Origin of the sequence: Acidithiobacillus sp. YTS05 (assembly GCF_024396695.1) — a bacterium.
Classification (GTDB): domain Bacteria; phylum Pseudomonadota; class Gammaproteobacteria; order Acidithiobacillales; family Acidithiobacillaceae; genus Igneacidithiobacillus; species Igneacidithiobacillus copahuensis.
Genome location: NZ_CP094359.1, coordinates 2034677 through 2048462 on the forward strand (window position 1 = coordinate 2034677; position 13786 = coordinate 2048462).

General features: G+C 60.7%; 15 protein-coding genes. 2 read left to right on the top strand and 13 right to left on the bottom strand.

All coding sequences use genetic code 11. The features are described from left to right. Window positions 1-27 precede the first annotated feature (27 nt). Window positions 28-714, bottom strand: a complete 687-nt coding sequence (locus MQE22_RS10020; RefSeq protein ID WP_255789690.1) for a Crp/Fnr family transcriptional regulator — start codon at window positions 712-714, stop codon at window positions 28-30. 147 nt (window positions 715-861) lie between these two features. Here MQE22_RS10020 and MQE22_RS10025 point away from each other — a divergent pair, with 147 nt between their 5' ends. Together MQE22_RS10025 and MQE22_RS10030 are read left to right on the top strand one after the other, a co-directional pair. Then, entirely contained in the window at window positions 862-1326 is a 465-nt protein-coding gene (locus MQE22_RS10025) for a globin domain-containing protein (protein WP_255789691.1), read from the top strand. Between the two features lie 61 nt (window positions 1327-1387). Next, window positions 1388-2374: a 2Fe-2S iron-sulfur cluster-binding protein gene (locus tag MQE22_RS10030; RefSeq protein ID WP_255789692.1), complete on the top strand. Its 987-nt coding sequence runs from the start codon at window positions 1388-1390 to the stop codon at window positions 2372-2374. Window positions 2375-2381: 7 nt separating this feature from the next. On the opposite strand, the gene MQE22_RS10035 is transcribed toward MQE22_RS10030, so the two are convergent. The 12 genes from MQE22_RS10035 to nirD all read right to left on the bottom strand — a co-directional run bounded on the left by MQE22_RS10035 (window position 2382) and on the right by nirD (window position 13781). Then, the gene (locus MQE22_RS10035; RefSeq protein WP_255789693.1) at window positions 2382-2747 is read right to left on the bottom strand and encodes a hypothetical protein; all 366 of its coding nucleotides are present in this window, start codon (window positions 2745-2747) and stop codon (window positions 2382-2384) included. Then, window positions 2744-3274, bottom strand: coding sequence for a hemerythrin domain-containing protein (locus tag MQE22_RS10040; RefSeq protein WP_215871028.1), 531 nt, complete (start codon window positions 3272-3274; stop codon window positions 2744-2746). Before MQE22_RS10040 ends, MQE22_RS10035 begins: the two co-directional genes overlap by 4 nt. A gap of 15 nt (window positions 3275-3289) precedes the next feature. Then, on the bottom strand, window positions 3290-3652 hold the full coding sequence (locus tag MQE22_RS10045) for a DUF488 domain-containing protein (RefSeq protein WP_215871027.1): 363 nt from the start codon (window positions 3650-3652) through the stop codon (window positions 3290-3292). Window positions 3653-3666: 14 nt separating this feature from the next. Then, window positions 3667-4827 carry an HlyD/EmrA/EmrK family protein gene (locus tag MQE22_RS10050; RefSeq protein WP_215885316.1) on the bottom strand — a complete coding sequence of 387 codons (1161 nt, stop codon included), beginning with the start codon at window positions 4825-4827 and terminating at the stop codon, window positions 3667-3669. Further along, window positions 4808-6250 carry an efflux transporter outer membrane subunit gene (locus MQE22_RS10055; protein ID WP_215872457.1) on the bottom strand — a complete coding sequence of 481 codons (1443 nt, stop codon included), beginning with the start codon at window positions 6248-6250 and terminating at the stop codon, window positions 4808-4810. Before MQE22_RS10055 ends, MQE22_RS10050 begins: the two co-directional genes overlap by 20 nt. Beyond that, complete coding sequence (locus MQE22_RS10060; protein ID WP_215872456.1) at window positions 6247-7812, bottom strand: MFS transporter; 1566 nt, start codon at window positions 7810-7812, stop codon at window positions 6247-6249. Before MQE22_RS10060 ends, MQE22_RS10055 begins: the two co-directional genes overlap by 4 nt. Before the next feature lie 141 nt (window positions 7813-7953). Beyond that, a complete protein-coding gene (locus MQE22_RS10065; protein WP_215872455.1) occupies window positions 7954-8523 on the bottom strand; it encodes an ANTAR domain-containing response regulator in 570 nt (189 codons plus the stop codon). Between the two features lie 8 nt (window positions 8524-8531). Then, the gene (locus MQE22_RS10070) at window positions 8532-8891 is read right to left on the bottom strand and encodes a sirohydrochlorin chelatase (RefSeq protein WP_215872454.1); all 360 of its coding nucleotides are present in this window, start codon (window positions 8889-8891) and stop codon (window positions 8532-8534) included. Then, window positions 8888-9679 (bottom strand): uroporphyrinogen-III C-methyltransferase, encoded by a 792-nt coding sequence (cobA, locus tag MQE22_RS10075; RefSeq protein ID WP_215872453.1) that lies wholly within the window; start codon window positions 9677-9679, stop codon window positions 8888-8890. The genes MQE22_RS10070 and cobA overlap by 4 nt, the downstream gene beginning before the upstream one ends. Window positions 9680-9691: 12 nt before the next feature. Beyond that, window positions 9692-10708 (bottom strand): DNA-binding protein YbiB, encoded by a 1017-nt coding sequence (gene ybiB / locus MQE22_RS10080; RefSeq protein WP_255789694.1) that lies wholly within the window; start codon window positions 10706-10708, stop codon window positions 9692-9694. Further along, window positions 10705-13464 (bottom strand): nitrate reductase, encoded by a 2760-nt coding sequence (locus tag MQE22_RS10085; protein ID WP_255789695.1) that lies wholly within the window; start codon window positions 13462-13464, stop codon window positions 10705-10707. Before MQE22_RS10085 ends, ybiB begins: the two co-directional genes overlap by 4 nt. Next, window positions 13461-13781, bottom strand: coding sequence for a nitrite reductase small subunit NirD (gene nirD, locus MQE22_RS10090; protein ID WP_215872450.1), 321 nt, complete (start codon window positions 13779-13781; stop codon window positions 13461-13463). Before nirD ends, MQE22_RS10085 begins: the two co-directional genes overlap by 4 nt. Between the last annotated feature and the right edge of the window lie 5 nt (window positions 13782-13786).

Here is a 13786-nt window from a genome sequence, read left to right on the forward strand (position 1 = left end):
CGATTCAGAGGAACGTAGTACCTACGCTCACGCCAGACTGATCGCCAACAACTTCTTGCGATCCAGAATCACGATATGCTGCCCCTGCATGTCGATGGCATGGGCATCTTGCAGGCGGCGGAGGACGCGCGAAAAGGTTTCTGCCGTCAATCCCAGACGCGCCGCGATGCTGACCTTCTTCGCAGGAAGGGAAAAATCGCCATGCGAAGCCGCAGACTCCGACAGCTCCAGGAGATAATTACAAACTCTTCGGTTCGCCGACTCGATGCTACGCATGCGCACTTCCTTGACCAGAAAGTGCAGGCGCATGCTCAGCTGCGCAAGTATCCGCCGCATCAGACGGGGATCCCGGTCGAGGATGGCAACAAAGGGAACGAAGGGGATTTGCAAAATTTTGCAGCGACCCTGACAGCGCGCGGTCACCGGATATTTCCCTTCCATGAAGGCCACGGCTTCGGCAAAGAGATCACCTGCCTGCATGATCTCCAGAATCTTTTCCTTGCCATCGACACTGGTGCTGAACAATTCCACGATGCCGACATCGAGAAAAAAGAACTGGCTCGCCGGATCCCTTTCGACGAAGAGGACCTCTCCGTCCGTATGCGACTGGAGCTGACAGACGCGCAATAACTCCACCAATTGCGCTGACGACCAAACGGCAAAGATCGGCTGCTGCCGCAGGCGATCGGCATAGAGCGCGGGATCGACGCTCATGGCAGGCTCGTCGATTGGAGAATGCTGGCCGCGATCGATTGGCAGATTCCACAAGCAAAACCTTGACCCAGATCAAGGACGCGAATCTTTCGCGAAGCCAGACTGTAGCTCGCCAATTGGGCACTATTCATTACGGGAGACTCCAAGATGAGCATCAACATCGATCTGATCAAGCAAAGCGGTAAGGCCGTAGAGGACTTGGGCGTACAGGTTGCTCAACATTTTTACGATACCATGTTCAGCCATTACCCCGAAGTACGAAAGATGTTTCCGGGGGACATGACCCAGCAGCGCGTGCGTCTTTTCAACTCGGTGATCCAGATTGCCAGCAACATCGACAATACCGAGATGCTGGTCCCCTATCTCAAGGAGCTTGGCGTTGGCCACATCAAATATGATACCCGCCCGGAACACTATCCGATCGTCGGCAAGAGCCTTTTGCTGACGCTGAAGCATTTCCTGGGGCCCGCCTGGACCGCAGAGATGGCGGAGTCTTGGATCGAGGCCTACAACCTGGCGGCAACGGTCTGTATCCAAGCTGCGGCCGAAGCCATGGCGCCAGGTCGCTATGTGCCGCTGATCCTGGACGACGTGCCCCCGGCCACGGCCTGAGCGCTGGCAACGCCGCCGTCTAAGCGGCGGTGTGTCTTCCACCTTCTACGAAGGAGAGCACATGCAAACCCATGAGGTAAGACTCGAACCTTCGGGGATCTGCCTGCAGGTGCGCGAGGATCAGGCCATTGTCGAGGCCGCCCTGGAACAGGGCATAGCGATCCATCACGGCTGTGGCAATGGCTCTTGCGGTGACTGCAAGGGTACCATTCTCGCGGGCGACGGCGAACAGCTACCGTTCATGCCCCTGTTGCTGACCCCGGAAGAGCGGGCATCCAACAAGGCGATCCTGTGCAAGCTGCAACCGCGTACTGCCATGCGCATCGCCGCAACGGTCGACGAGAGTCCAGCGTACTGGCAGGGCCGGGTGAGCGGTCTGCACCTGCTGGGCGAGACGGTCATGGAGCTCAGGGTCGATTGTGACCGTCCCTATCCCTACCGGGCAGGACAATATGCACGGCTCGCGGTTCCCGGTGCGCCTTCCCTCTGGCGCTCCTATTCCATGGCCAGCGCCCCCAGGGAAGATCATCGCCTGCACTTTCATATCCGCAAGGTGCCCGGGGGCAAATTCTCGGAATGGCTCTTCGACCAGGCTCAGATAGGCGAGGAGATCATGCTGTCGGCTGCCCAGGGGGAGTTTACGCGGCAGGAAAACGATCGCCCCCTGCTGTGCATTGCTGCCGGCACAGGACTGGCGCCCATCGAAGCAATTTTGGAGGATCATTTCCGGCGTGGCGAGCGGCGGCCCATTGCCCTCTATTTTGGGGTGCGCCAGCAGCGGGATCTCTATCATCTTGAGTTCCTTGAAGATCTCGCCAGCAAGCATCCGGAACTGCGGCTGTCGGTGTCCTGCTCCGATCCGGCGCTGTCCGAATGGTCGGGGCCCCGGCGCCTTTTACCTGCGGTAGCCGCCGCTGGCCCCTGGCCGGGGCACGAAGCCTACCTCTGCGGCAGCCCCGGCATGATCGAGGCAGCCATCGATCTCCTGCTCTCCCATGGGATGCCGCATGAGCAGATCCATTTCGACAGTTTCAGCCCCAGCGCATGACGGAGTCTCACGGAGCCAACGCCTGCAGGGATACGATCCCGGAGTGCCGCTGAATGCACAGTTCGAGCTCGGCGTATTCGAGGGGTTCGATCTCCGGATCTGGATCGCCGGCGCAGGCGCAGCCCGAAATGGCGCTGCGGTACTGCACGCCCAGGCGCAGAAGATAGTGATCTGCCTCCTCCCAGCGACGTAGCTCCAACAAAGAGAGATCGTCCAGCAGGGCATAACTGCCCTGGGTCAGGGCCTGCTGCAGTGGCGCAAAGAGGGCGTCCTGCGCCAGTAACTCCGTTTTCAGTCGCGAGAGAAACTGTGGCTCTCCCCAAGTCTGCAAGGTCGCTGCCGTAAGCAGGATCGGCTCTCCTTCTCTCTTCACGACTCACCCCCCAGGCGGCGCCGTTCTGCCATCTGCATGCCGATGCGCTGCGCTGTCTCGGCGTCCAGGAGCGCCTCGGCCACGGGAAAGATGTGCTCGTTTTCAACAACGATGTGCCGACGATGGATGGTCACAAAGGGAGCGATGTGGAGCCATCGAATCTGCCCACCGGCTTCCAGGACGCGCAGATCTGGAGCCAGTTCCGCCCATGCCGCATCCAGTTGGCGATGTTCCTGTATGAGATTGCGGAGCATTTTCCGAAGATCCTCGGGGAAGGTGGGTTGGGCCAAAAGCCAGGGGAAGAGCTGTTCTTCCTCGTCCTCATGATGAGCGAGCCCCGCCTGGGAGAAATAACGCAGTATCTTGCCCGCCGCTTGGCGCACCTGCTCATCTGCCCCATGCTCGGCGATATAAGAGGGCAACCGCTCGAGGGTGTCACACTGCTGTAGAATCCGCTGGTGGCAGGCACGCAGCATGGCCACTGGCGCGGTAAAGGATGGTGCCGCTGCTTCCCCGATTTGATGCATATCCCCGCTCCCTACTCAGACGGCGCCGATCTGCCGCAAAAAGTCCCGCAGCACCAGGGCGCCGTTGTGCTCCTGATCATGGGCGGCATAGAGGAGAAGGATCGGTTGCGACTTGGCATCTTCGAGTAGTTGACGCGCAATATCCCGATGACTCTGCAATTCTTCCCAGTACCGCTGGCGAAATTCTTCCCAGCGTTCGGGGTCATGGCCAAACCACTGGCGCAATTCGGTACTCGGCGCCAGGTCCTTGGGCCAGGCGGCCAAATCCAGATCACTTTTGCGCAGGCCGCGCGGCCACAAGCGCTCGGCCAGAACCCGGTAGCCGCTTGGCAATGGGCACTCATACACGCGCCGGGTCTCGATCTTTGTCGTCTCCACTCCCGTCTCCTTGCTCAGGAATTCTGAGCGATGATTTGCGCAGCCAGGGCCTTGGCCTTGGCGAGTTCGCCGTCATATAAGTTGGTCTGGTATCCCTCTGAGGGCGTTTGCGTCAGGGGCTGCAAAACGCTATGAGAGTGCTGCTTTGCCGTGTCAATGTACACCTGCATCGACAGTCCGGGACGCAAGGGATGTCGCGCGAGCTCTCGCGCCGACAAGGAGATTCGCACCGGCACCCGTTCTACGATGTGAATATAGTTACCGGTGGCATTCTCCGGCGGCAGGATGGCAAAGGCACTACCCGCGCCGGGCAGCAGTCCTTGCACGACCCCATGGAAAACGACGCGACTGCCATAGTAGTAGCTGGTGAGTCGCACCGCTTGCCCAGGATATAGATGGGCCATCTCTGTTTCCTTGATGTTGGCCACCACCCAGAGATCCTGCAAGGGGACGATGGTAAACAGTCGTTCTCCTGGATGGATCATCAAGGCGGGATAGGCAGCACGCTGTGCGACATAGCCGCTGACCGGGGCCCGGAGATCGCGTCGCGCCCAAGCCACGTAGGCCTGCTCCAGCGCCACAACGGCGGCGCGCACTTTCGGGTTGTTCTGCAGGGTCGTACCGCCAACCAGGGCCGTGGCGGCGGCCAGTTGCGCGCGAGTGGCACCGATCTGCGCCTCGGCCGCGCGGATATCCGCCTCGGTGTTGCTGATCTGAATGCCGGGTACCGCGTCGCCCTTTCGTGCCATCTGGTACCGGGCCAGATCGCCCTGCAGTTTTGCCAACTGTGCTTCCTCAGCCTGCAGGGTTTGCTGACTTTTGCGCACTCCGGAAAATTCCTGGCGCAAGGTGCGCACTGTTCGTCCCAGCACCGCTTCTGCCCGGTGCAAGGCCAAAGTGCTGTGATCTCCCTGTACCGTTGCCAGAATCTGTCCGGCATGGACATATTCGGTGTTTTCTGCGAAGACCCGACGAATGGTCCCGGCAGTCTGGGCCGGAACGGGAATGAGGTTTCCCGTCACATAGGCATCGTTACTACTGATGCGGCGACTACCGACAAAAAACCACCATGCGCCCCAAGCTCCCAGAGCCAAGACCAGGAACAGAAAAAAAATCAGGAAATTCTGCCGACTGCGCGCCAACGCAGGCGAATAATCACTTTTTTCTTTCGTCATGAGAACTCTTTTTGTCCGTCGAATAGCCACCCCCCAGGGCAGACTCCAGTAGCGCCCAGTTCTGCCAGGCGGCCATGCGCAGGGAAATCCGTTGCTCCTGCAGTCGCAGAATTTTTACCCGTGCGGCAATTCTTGGCGCGCCATCGCTCAGGCCAGCTTGCCAGGATGCCTCCTGCAAACGCCATTGCGCCTGCTGCTCCTGCAATGCCTGTTTTAGCGCCCTTTCCTGTGTCCCCAGGCGTTTGCGGACGCTCAGGAGATCGGCGATCTGACGCAGGGCGGTGAGAATCTGCTCCTGATATTGGTCCTGGGCAGCCAGGAATCGGGCATTCTCGGCACGCAGATTGCCTCGCAAGGCGCCCCCCTCAAAAATGGGCAGGGTGATGACTGGTCCGAAGGCATGGGCAAAATTCCCGGGGGCGAAGAGGTCTGCCAGATGAATGCTGTTCCAGCCCGCCAGCAGATTCAGGTTGATATCGGGATAGAAGGCCGCGCGCGCCGCCCGCACCTGCGCCGCCGCAGCTTCCACCGCCCAGCGTCGGGCGACGATATCCGGGCGATGACCCAGCAGAGTCATGGGTAAATCGGCGGGCAGCGTCGGTACTGGGGTCGAATCCCGCAGTTGGCCGGTCGCTGCGGTGTTACGGCTATCCGGCCCAAGGCCACAAAGGGCGGCCAGGGCATGCCGTTCGGCAGCGATGACCGACTGGATTTCTGCGATCCGCTCCGCGGACTGCTGCACGCTGATACGGCTCTCCTGGACCACAGTTGCCGACTGCAAGCCACTGGCGAAGGCCACTTGTGCAACCGCCACGCCCCGCTGCTGCCATTTCTGCAAAGAGACCTCCCTTTGCAGCAGGGCTTCCTCTCCCTGTAAGGCGAAGTAGTGGACGGCCACCGCGCTACTCAGCATCAAGCGGGCATCGGCTTCCTGAGCCTGGGTCATGGCCAGTTCGCCGCGGGCGGCTTCCACCAGATCGCGATCCCGTCCCCAGAGATCCACATGATAATGGACCAGCAGGGGATCGATTTCGCCATAGAGGTTACTCGTGCCGTTGGCCTGCAGATGCAGACCGTTGGCAGAAAAATATTGTTGGGTAAGGAAGAGCCCCGCGGCAAAATGCGGTAGCAATCCGGCGTGGATGCGCTGGACTTGGGCCTGGGCATACAGCACACGCGCTGCCGTTGCGCGCAAGTCGGGATTGCGCTGCAAGGCCATGGTCTCGAGACGATCGAGCTGCCGAGCATGGGCCGCCTGCCACCAATCCTGCTGCGGCCAGGGCGACGGCTGCCGGGCAGCGGCAAAGGCCAGTTTTTGCGGCTGGAATGTAGGATTCTGCGGCAAATGCTCCGGCAGCCGGGCACAGGCCGCAAGAAGCGCCGCCGAAAGGCCCAAAGCCAAGATCGATACACCGTGCCTCATGGCTCCACCAACTCCACAGCGGCCAACTTTTCGATGCGACTTTCGCCACTGGGACGAGGTCTCTTCGCCAGGAGGCTCCAGCAAGCGAGCCCGGCAAAGATCCAGCCCGCCCAATAAAAAACTTCGTTGAAGGCGAGCATGGCGGCATGCAGATGTACCTGTTCCGCCAGATCCTTCTGGGCCGCAGACTCTCCCAGAACGATGCGAAACTGCGCCAGATTTGCGTGCCAAGCTGCCAGATTGCTCCCCTGATCCTCCACCAGAAAATGGCGAAACAAATCCATGCGCCGCTCCCAGAGGGCGGCCACCAGAGGGATTCCCAGGGCCTGGCCACTGCTACGCAGTAAATTGAGCAGCATGGCCGCTTCCTGTTCATTCGTGCCCGCAAGCCCCCAGACACCGATGCGCGCCCACGACCCGAAAACACCACCAAGCCCCAGTCCGACCAGGGCCGGGGGGCCCGCGAGGGCCGATGGGGAAACGGGAAGATCGTAGGAGGAGAGCCAAAAAGCACCGACCGCGAGCAGCAGCATACTCAATACCGCCCAGGGGCGCGGATCGAAGCGTCCAAGAATCCAGTGGCTCAACCAGGCACTGAGTGGCGCAAACAGAGCCAAGCTCAGGAGAATCTGACCAATGGCACGAGCACTGTACGCAAAACTCAACTGATACTGCACAATGAGCAAGGCCAGGCTTCCCTGAAAGGCCAGAGCCGTCAGAAAAATGCCCAGACTTGCCAGCAGGACGTTGCGCTGGCGAAACAATCGGTAATCGACAACAGGTTTCTCCGCCAGCGGCAGCCAAAGGAAGAAACTGCAAAGCAGCACAACCCCCGCCACAAACAAGAAACGGAATTCTCCTGAACGCCACCAGTCGTCCTTGCTGCCCAGGTTACAGGCCATCAGCAACGCCAAAAGACCAAGGCAAAGGAGTCCGTATCCCGGCCAATCCATGCGGGCGGCGCCCCGCTGCGAGGGGGCTTCCCAGAAGAGAATTCCCAAAAAACTGGCCCAAAGCACCGGAAGGTTGAGATAAAAAAGCCAACGCCATCCCCATGCATCGGCAATCCAGCCACCGATGAATGGACCCAAGGCAAAGGGCGTGATCGCCGCAAACCCCCAGAGAAAGAGCCCGCTACTGCGATGATTTTCATGGTAATGACGAAGCAGCAGCTGCAGCGATAGCGGAATACTGAGCCCGCCGGCCAGACCCGAAAAGATGCGCGCCAACAGAAAAAGATTGTAATTCGAGGTACTGGCATTGATCGCAGAGCTGATCAGCAGAACGGCCAGACAGGCCAGCAGGCCATCCCGCGCCCCCCAGCGACCGCTGACCCAACGTGCCAAAGGCAATCCCAGCCCCAGGAAGAGAAAATACAGATCCTGGGTCCAGTCACCATACATCGGCGCACGCCCCAGACTCCCGGCAATATAGGGAATCATCGGCAAATAGGCACCAGCGTTGAAGAGCACCAAAAAATGCGCAAGACCAATCGCCAGATTCACCGCAAGAAACGGCGCCGCTTGACCTTGACTGCTACGGGCACGCAGGACGTGGAGCATCGTACTCCCGGTTTCGTGAAAAACCGGGCAATCCTAGCAACGCCAGAGTTATCGAACAAATCGATTAGATTGATAGAATATATCTAATGTAACGATAGCAGATGACTATCGGCAATTTTGGCCCCGGATGACAGGTTCTCGTCACAGATCCTCGATTTCGATGATCTGTAGGGCAATTTCAATGAGTTTTTTCCCCTGGTTCATTGCCAGACGACGCATTCGCTGGTAGGCCTCAGCCTCCGTGATTTGCAGGTCCCGCATGACGATGCCCTTGGCCTGTTCGATGATCTTGCGTTCATTCAAAGCGGTACGGGTGTTGCTCAATTCCTGGCGCAGTTGGCGGTATTCCGCATAGCGTAGTGCCGCAACTTTGAGGATGGGGGCTATGTCGCGCGCAGCGATTCCGTGCGCCACATAGGCGGCCACCCCGGCGCGAATGGCGCGACGCATAGTATCTTCATCCTCCGGGGCGCCAAGCACCACCACCGGAAGCTCCAGGGTTTCACTCAGGAAAACGATGTGTTCGAGGACGTCGCGCGCGGGGGAGCTGGCATCGGCGATGATGACTTCTGCTTGGCATTCCTCTACGCGCTGCCAGGACAAGGTCTGCCACGAAAGCACGGCAGGGACACTGTGGCCTTCTGCGATCAGTGCATCGCGCAGAATGGCCACGCGCGCGTCATCGTCATCGATGAGAACGATTCGGTACATGGGGGCGGTCAGGCCAGGAGACGTAACACCGCCGAGCGCACGATTTCGGATTCCCCGACGGGCGGGTCGAGAGTGATCTTACAATCGGGCAGGTCCGTCGCCAGCTCCTGCAGGATTCGTGGTACATCGTCACGCAGGTGGCGTCCACGACTCCAGAACAGGGGGGTAATCTGGAAATTGCGGCTACCCCGAGCGAATTCCGCTTGGATGGCTTCTGGCAAGCTCGGCGACCATAGTTCCAGGTAGCAAAGAACGATGCGGCGCTGGGAATGGGCGGCTTGCAAGTCGGCGGCAATCCATTCGAAGGGCTGGCGCCATTCGGGGTCGCGCGAGCCATGGGCGAGGAGTAGTTGCACCGGATGGGTCATAGGCATTGGATGGGAAGAGCAGGGACGGCTGGCGGGGGTGTTGGCAGCCAAGCCAGTATATCCCCCAACTCCACCACCGCGCCAATGATGAGTATCGCCGGGCTGCCAATGCCCGCGCGGGCGATTGCCGTGGGCAATTCCTGCACCGTGCTGCGCAGTTGGCGCTGTTCCAGGGTCGCCCATTGGATGGCTATCGCCGGGGTCAGCGCTGGCATCCCGCCGGCCAGTAGACCGGCACAGATCTGGGCGATCTGCGCGATCCCCATGTAGATGACCAGGGTGTCGGCGGCCCCAGCATAGCGTCTCCAGTCGATGGGCTCGGAATTGCGCGCCTGTTGCCCAGTGCAGAACAGTACCGACCGGCTCATCTGTCGGTGGGTGAGAGGAATGCCGGCATAGGCGGCGGCACCCATGGCACTGGTAATTCCGGGAATGATTTCGTACTCGATGCCGGCGGCGCGCAGAGCGAGGCATTCCTCACTACCGCGCCCAAAGAGAAATGGGTCCCCACCCTTTAGACGCAGCACTCGTAGCCCCTGGCGCGCGGCACGGATCATCTGCTCGTGGATGCGCATTTGCTCGGTGGAAGCTTGCCCGCCCCGCTTGCCGACATCCACCCGCCGGCAACGGGGTGGAGCCAAAGACAGGATGGCGGGATTGGCGAGCGCGTCATAAAAGATCACTTCTGCCCTCTCCAGACGTCGCACTGCGCGCAGAGTCAGAAGATCAGGATCGCCGGGACCGGCGCCTACCAGAGAAACCGGATGGAGGGGGGAAGAGGTCGTCATGAGAGTTTTCCTTTAGGCCGCGATACGGGTGAAGGACTGCCGCAGCAGGGCGCGTGCGTTGGCCAGATCCGCGCAACGACCGCTCAGCAGCAGCAGCGCCGCAGCCTGCTCGGCAATGGCGAGGGGTAAAGCCCGCCGGCCGTCGAGCACGGCGGAAATGAATTCACTGGTACTTGCCGCGAGATTATCTGGCAGCTCCGGTAGTTGCGCGAGGGAGGCATGGTCTTTGGCCAGCAACAACCGGCTCTCCCCTTGATGACAGAGAAAGAGATCGGGACGACGCTGAGGATTGGCGAAGGGCTCCCCCTCCGTCGCGCGAAAACAGAGGGCGGGAATCTCCGTAGCCAGAAAAAATTCCTGCAAGCGCTGTAGATACGGGGGATGGGTGACGGCCGCACAGACGAGCGCCTCCTGCGGTGCGAAAGGATGCAACCCTTTGAGCAACGTGTGCACACTGGAACGGATTCCCAGACTTTCGCGCAAGGCAAAGATGCGCGCCAATCCTGGCTGCCAGGCCGAAAGCGGCAGATAGACCAACCCTTGCAACTGAAGTAGGGTTTCCGCTTGCGCGAGGTTTGCCGCTGCCGCCAGACCCAAGTGCTCCAGGATCTGCCCTGTGTGGACTCGCCCTTGCGGCGAATGGTCTGCGGATGCCGATCCAGGCAGGTCATCGAGATCAGCACCGTGGATTAAAACCGAGACACCGCAACGGGTGAGGGTGAGCGCCAGGAGGGGCAGGAGATTGGCGCGCCGTCGCGTGCCATTGTAGCTGGCAAACACGACGGGGCGCAGGCGACCGGGTCGGGAAATGGTGCTCATGCGGGCGCGAACGGCATCGTGAAAGCCCAGCAGTTCGCCAAGACTCTCGCCCTTGATGCGGTAGGCCACCCAGAAGGCTCCCGCATACAGCTCTGGCAATTCGCCATGCAGCCAGGCGCCCATGAGCTCCTCAGCCTCTTCCCGCCGCAAGTCTTCGGCATGTTCACGGCCACGGGCGACGCGACTGAGATATTGCTTCCACGTACTCATGAGGCCTCCGCCAAACGACTCTGAAGTAACTGTTGAATCTCTGGCTTGCAGGAACCGCATTCCGTCCCTGCGCCACAGCACTGCATGACGCCCTCCAGGGTATCGGCGCCATTGGCAATGACTTGCCGAATGGTCTTTTCGTCGACGCCCTTGCAGGCACAAATGCCCCGCGAACGCTCCCACGCCCCTAGATTGTCTGGTACCCGAGGCGCCAACAACGCTAGGCGGAAGGCGTCGATGGCCGTCCCCTCCAGGAGGAGCTGGCGCAACCAATCCAGGGTTTGTAGCCCGCCCCACAGGCGCAAGCCGGTCAAGCGTCCGCCGCGGATACGCAAACGCTTGCTCAGGCCTTGGCGAGGATCTTCGTAGAGCAGGGTATTCGGGCCAAACAAAGCGAGCGCTGCGTCCCAGCGTTGGGCCAGTTCCGCTTCTGGTGCCTGCGCGGCGGCCACCCGCAAAAGGACTGCTGCACCATGTTTGGATACCAGGGGGGTGATGCTGGCGTAGGGAAAGCCCTGGGCCAGTTGGCGTAGGATTGCGGATAGGTCTCTCGTGTCGTCTTCCACCAGGACTGCCGCCTCCCAGGGGAGTTCGGCAGCACTGATGCGCACCGCCGTATGCTTGAATTCCGGCTCGCCGGAGTATGGATCGATGGCAGCCTGGGTTACGCTGTTGCACAGGGCCGCCGGGGAATATCGTGAGCCAAAATGCATGGGCACAAATAGCAGACCACGCTGCAGGCTGTCATCGTACTGCAGGCGGTACAACGCCGCGCCACGGCGGCTTTCGACGTGCACTAATTGCCCTTCCTGCAGCCCGTATTGCCGCGCATCCTGCGGATGGATGGCGAGCAAGGCCTCTTCGGCACTGGCAAAGAGGCTCGCCGCCCTGCCGGTACGCGCCATGCTGTGCCACTGATCACGCAGGCGCCCGGTCGTCAGGCGCAGGGGGTATCGGGCGTCGATTTCCTCGGCCACTCCGAGATGCGCCGGGGCATGAAAACGGGCACGACCGCTGGGGGTGGGGAAGATACCATTGGCATAGAGCCGCACTTGGCCACTCTTTGCCCCGGCAGGGAAAGGCCACTGTTGCGGACCTTGCCTATCGAGAATGGCAATTTCCAGGCCGCCGATATCGAGATCCCGTCCAATCGTGCAGCGACGGTATTCGGCAAAGATGCTGGCCGTATCGTGAAAGGAAAACATGCGCAAGGCCCGCTGCTGCCAGGAGTCGTCTTTACGATCCGGCAGGGGTACGCTCAGGCGGTCCAGGGCCAAAGCCAGAGCGTGGGCAAAGTCGCAGAATATCTGCCAGTCCGGTCGGGCAGAACCCGGCGGGGGAACGGCCGCCTGCAGGTGGGAAATACGCCGCTCGGAGTTGGTGACCAGGGCCTCGCGCTCGCCCCAACTCGCTGCTGGCAGGAGCCAATGGGCAAAGGGCATGGTTTCGCCATCCAAGTAGCTCTCTTGCAAAACGACCTGTTCGGCAGTGCGCAAGGCTCGTTCCACCTGTTGGCGATCCGGTAGGGAAAGCACGGGATTGGTGCAGGTGATCCAGATGGCTGCCAGATCCCCCCGCTCCAGCGCCTGGAACATGGGCACGGCGGTGTATCCCGGCTCCGGGTGCAGGGTTTCGACACCCCAAAGCTCGGCAATGGCGGCGCGATCTTCGCCATTGGCAATCTCCCGATGCCCCGGTAACAGGGCCGGCATTCCCCCGGTCTCGCGCCCGCCCATGGCATTGGGCTGACCGGTGAGACTGAATGGGCCAGCGCCTGGACGCCCGATCTGTCCGGTGGCAAGGTGCAGGTTGATCAGGGCAACATTGTTGTCGGTACCGTGGGCCGACTGGTTCAGACCCTGGCACCACAAGGAGAGAACCGCGGGCGACGTGGCGAAGAGCTCGGTCGCCCGCTGCAGATCGGCCTCGGCAATCTGACAGAGCTCGGCCACGCGCTGCGGGGTATATTCTTGCACCCGCTGTTTGAGTTCCTGCCAGCCCTCCGTATGCTGTTGAATGAAATCGGTGTCCAGCCTGTCATTCCAGATCAAGAGGTGCAAGATGCCGTGGAACAGCGCCACGTCAGTACCCGGCAGGATGGGGAGAAACAGATCGGCAATGCTGGCCGCTGCCGTGCGCCTTGGGTCGACGACGATGATGCGCAACTCGGGACGCTGGGCCTTGGCCGCTTCGATGCGACGAAAAATGATCGGGTGGGCATATGCGACATTCGCTCCCACGATGAACAGACAGTCGGTTCGTTCCAGATCCTCGTAGCTGCAGGGCACCGAATCCATACCCAGGCTCCGTTTATAGCCCGACACCGCCGATGCCATGCATAGGCGGGAGTTGGTATCGATATGATTGGTGCCGAGAAACCCTTTGGCCAGTTTGTTGACCACGTAATAGTCTTCCGTCGGCAACTGGCCAGAGACATAAAAGGCGAGGGCCTGGGGTCCGCGATCCCGATAGATCTCGGCCCAACGGGTGGCGATCTGGCGCATACTCTGCTCCCAGCTGGCCTGCTGCCACGTTTCGTCGGCCACCCGTTGCAGCGGAACAGTGGCACGGCCGGGACCGTGCACTGTCTGCGCCAGCGTCATACCCTTGCTGCAGAGCTGGCCAAAATTGGCCGGATGTTCAGGATCTCCGCGCACGCCCAGGATCCGCTCGCCATCATGTTCGATGAGAACCCCGCAACCCGTGCCACAGTACGGACATACGGACCGGCTTTCGCGTAGGGCTGGGGGGTTCACGACTGCGTCTCCGGCAGACCCAGCCAGATTTCCTCGCCTTCCGTTTTGAGAGGAAAGGTCTTTACACAGCCTTGATCGGGAGGCAAGGCTTGGCCGCTCTCCAGGTCGATCTGCCAGTTGTGTAACGGGCAGAATACCGTCTTGCCCGACACGAAGCCCTCCGAGAGGGGACCACCGCGATGGGGACAGCGGTTATGCACTGCGAACAATTCGCCCGCTTCGTTACAGAGCACGGCAATCTGCCCTGCTGGCGTCTCCACATAGCGACCCCCACCCAGGGGCACTTCGTCTATCCTGCCCAAAGGAAACCATTCCATATTCT

Bases quoted from the DNA above. Each gene is read 5' to 3' on its own strand.
- MQE22_RS10025 (WP_255789691.1), top strand. From the start codon at position 862: ATGAGCATCAACATCGATCTGATCAAGCAAAGCGGTAAGGCCGTAGAG.
- MQE22_RS10040 (WP_215871028.1), bottom strand. From the start codon at position 3,274: ATGCATCAAATCGGGGAAGCAGCGGCACCATCCTTTACCGCGCCAGTG.
- MQE22_RS10055 (WP_215872457.1), bottom strand. From the start codon at position 6,250: ATGAGGCACGGTGTATCGATCTTGGCTTTGGGCCTTTCGGCGGCGCTT.
- ybiB (WP_255789694.1), bottom strand. From the start codon at position 10,708: ATGAGTACGTGGAAGCAATATCTCAGTCGCGTCGCCCGTGGCCGTGAA.
- MQE22_RS10060 (WP_215872456.1), bottom strand. From the start codon at position 7,812: ATGCTCCACGTCCTGCGTGCCCGTAGCAGTCAAGGTCAAGCGGCGCCG.
- MQE22_RS10070 (WP_215872454.1), bottom strand. From the start codon at position 8,891: ATGACCCATCCGGTGCAACTACTCCTCGCCCATGGCTCGCGCGACCCC.
- nirD (WP_215872450.1), bottom strand. From the start codon at position 13,781: ATGGAATGGTTTCCTTTGGGCAGGATAGACGAAGTGCCCCTGGGTGGG.
- cobA (WP_215872453.1), bottom strand. From the start codon at position 9,679: ATGACGACCTCTTCCCCCCTCCATCCGGTTTCTCTGGTAGGCGCCGGT.
- MQE22_RS10020 (WP_255789690.1), bottom strand. From the start codon at position 714: ATGAGCGTCGATCCCGCGCTCTATGCCGATCGCCTGCGGCAGCAGCCG.
- MQE22_RS10030 (WP_255789692.1), top strand. From the start codon at position 1,388: ATGCAAACCCATGAGGTAAGACTCGAACCTTCGGGGATCTGCCTGCAG.
- MQE22_RS10065 (WP_215872455.1), bottom strand. From the start codon at position 8,523: ATGTACCGAATCGTTCTCATCGATGACGATGACGCGCGCGTGGCCATT.
- MQE22_RS10050 (WP_215885316.1), bottom strand. From the start codon at position 4,827: ATGACGAAAGAAAAAAGTGATTATTCGCCTGCGTTGGCGCGCAGTCGG.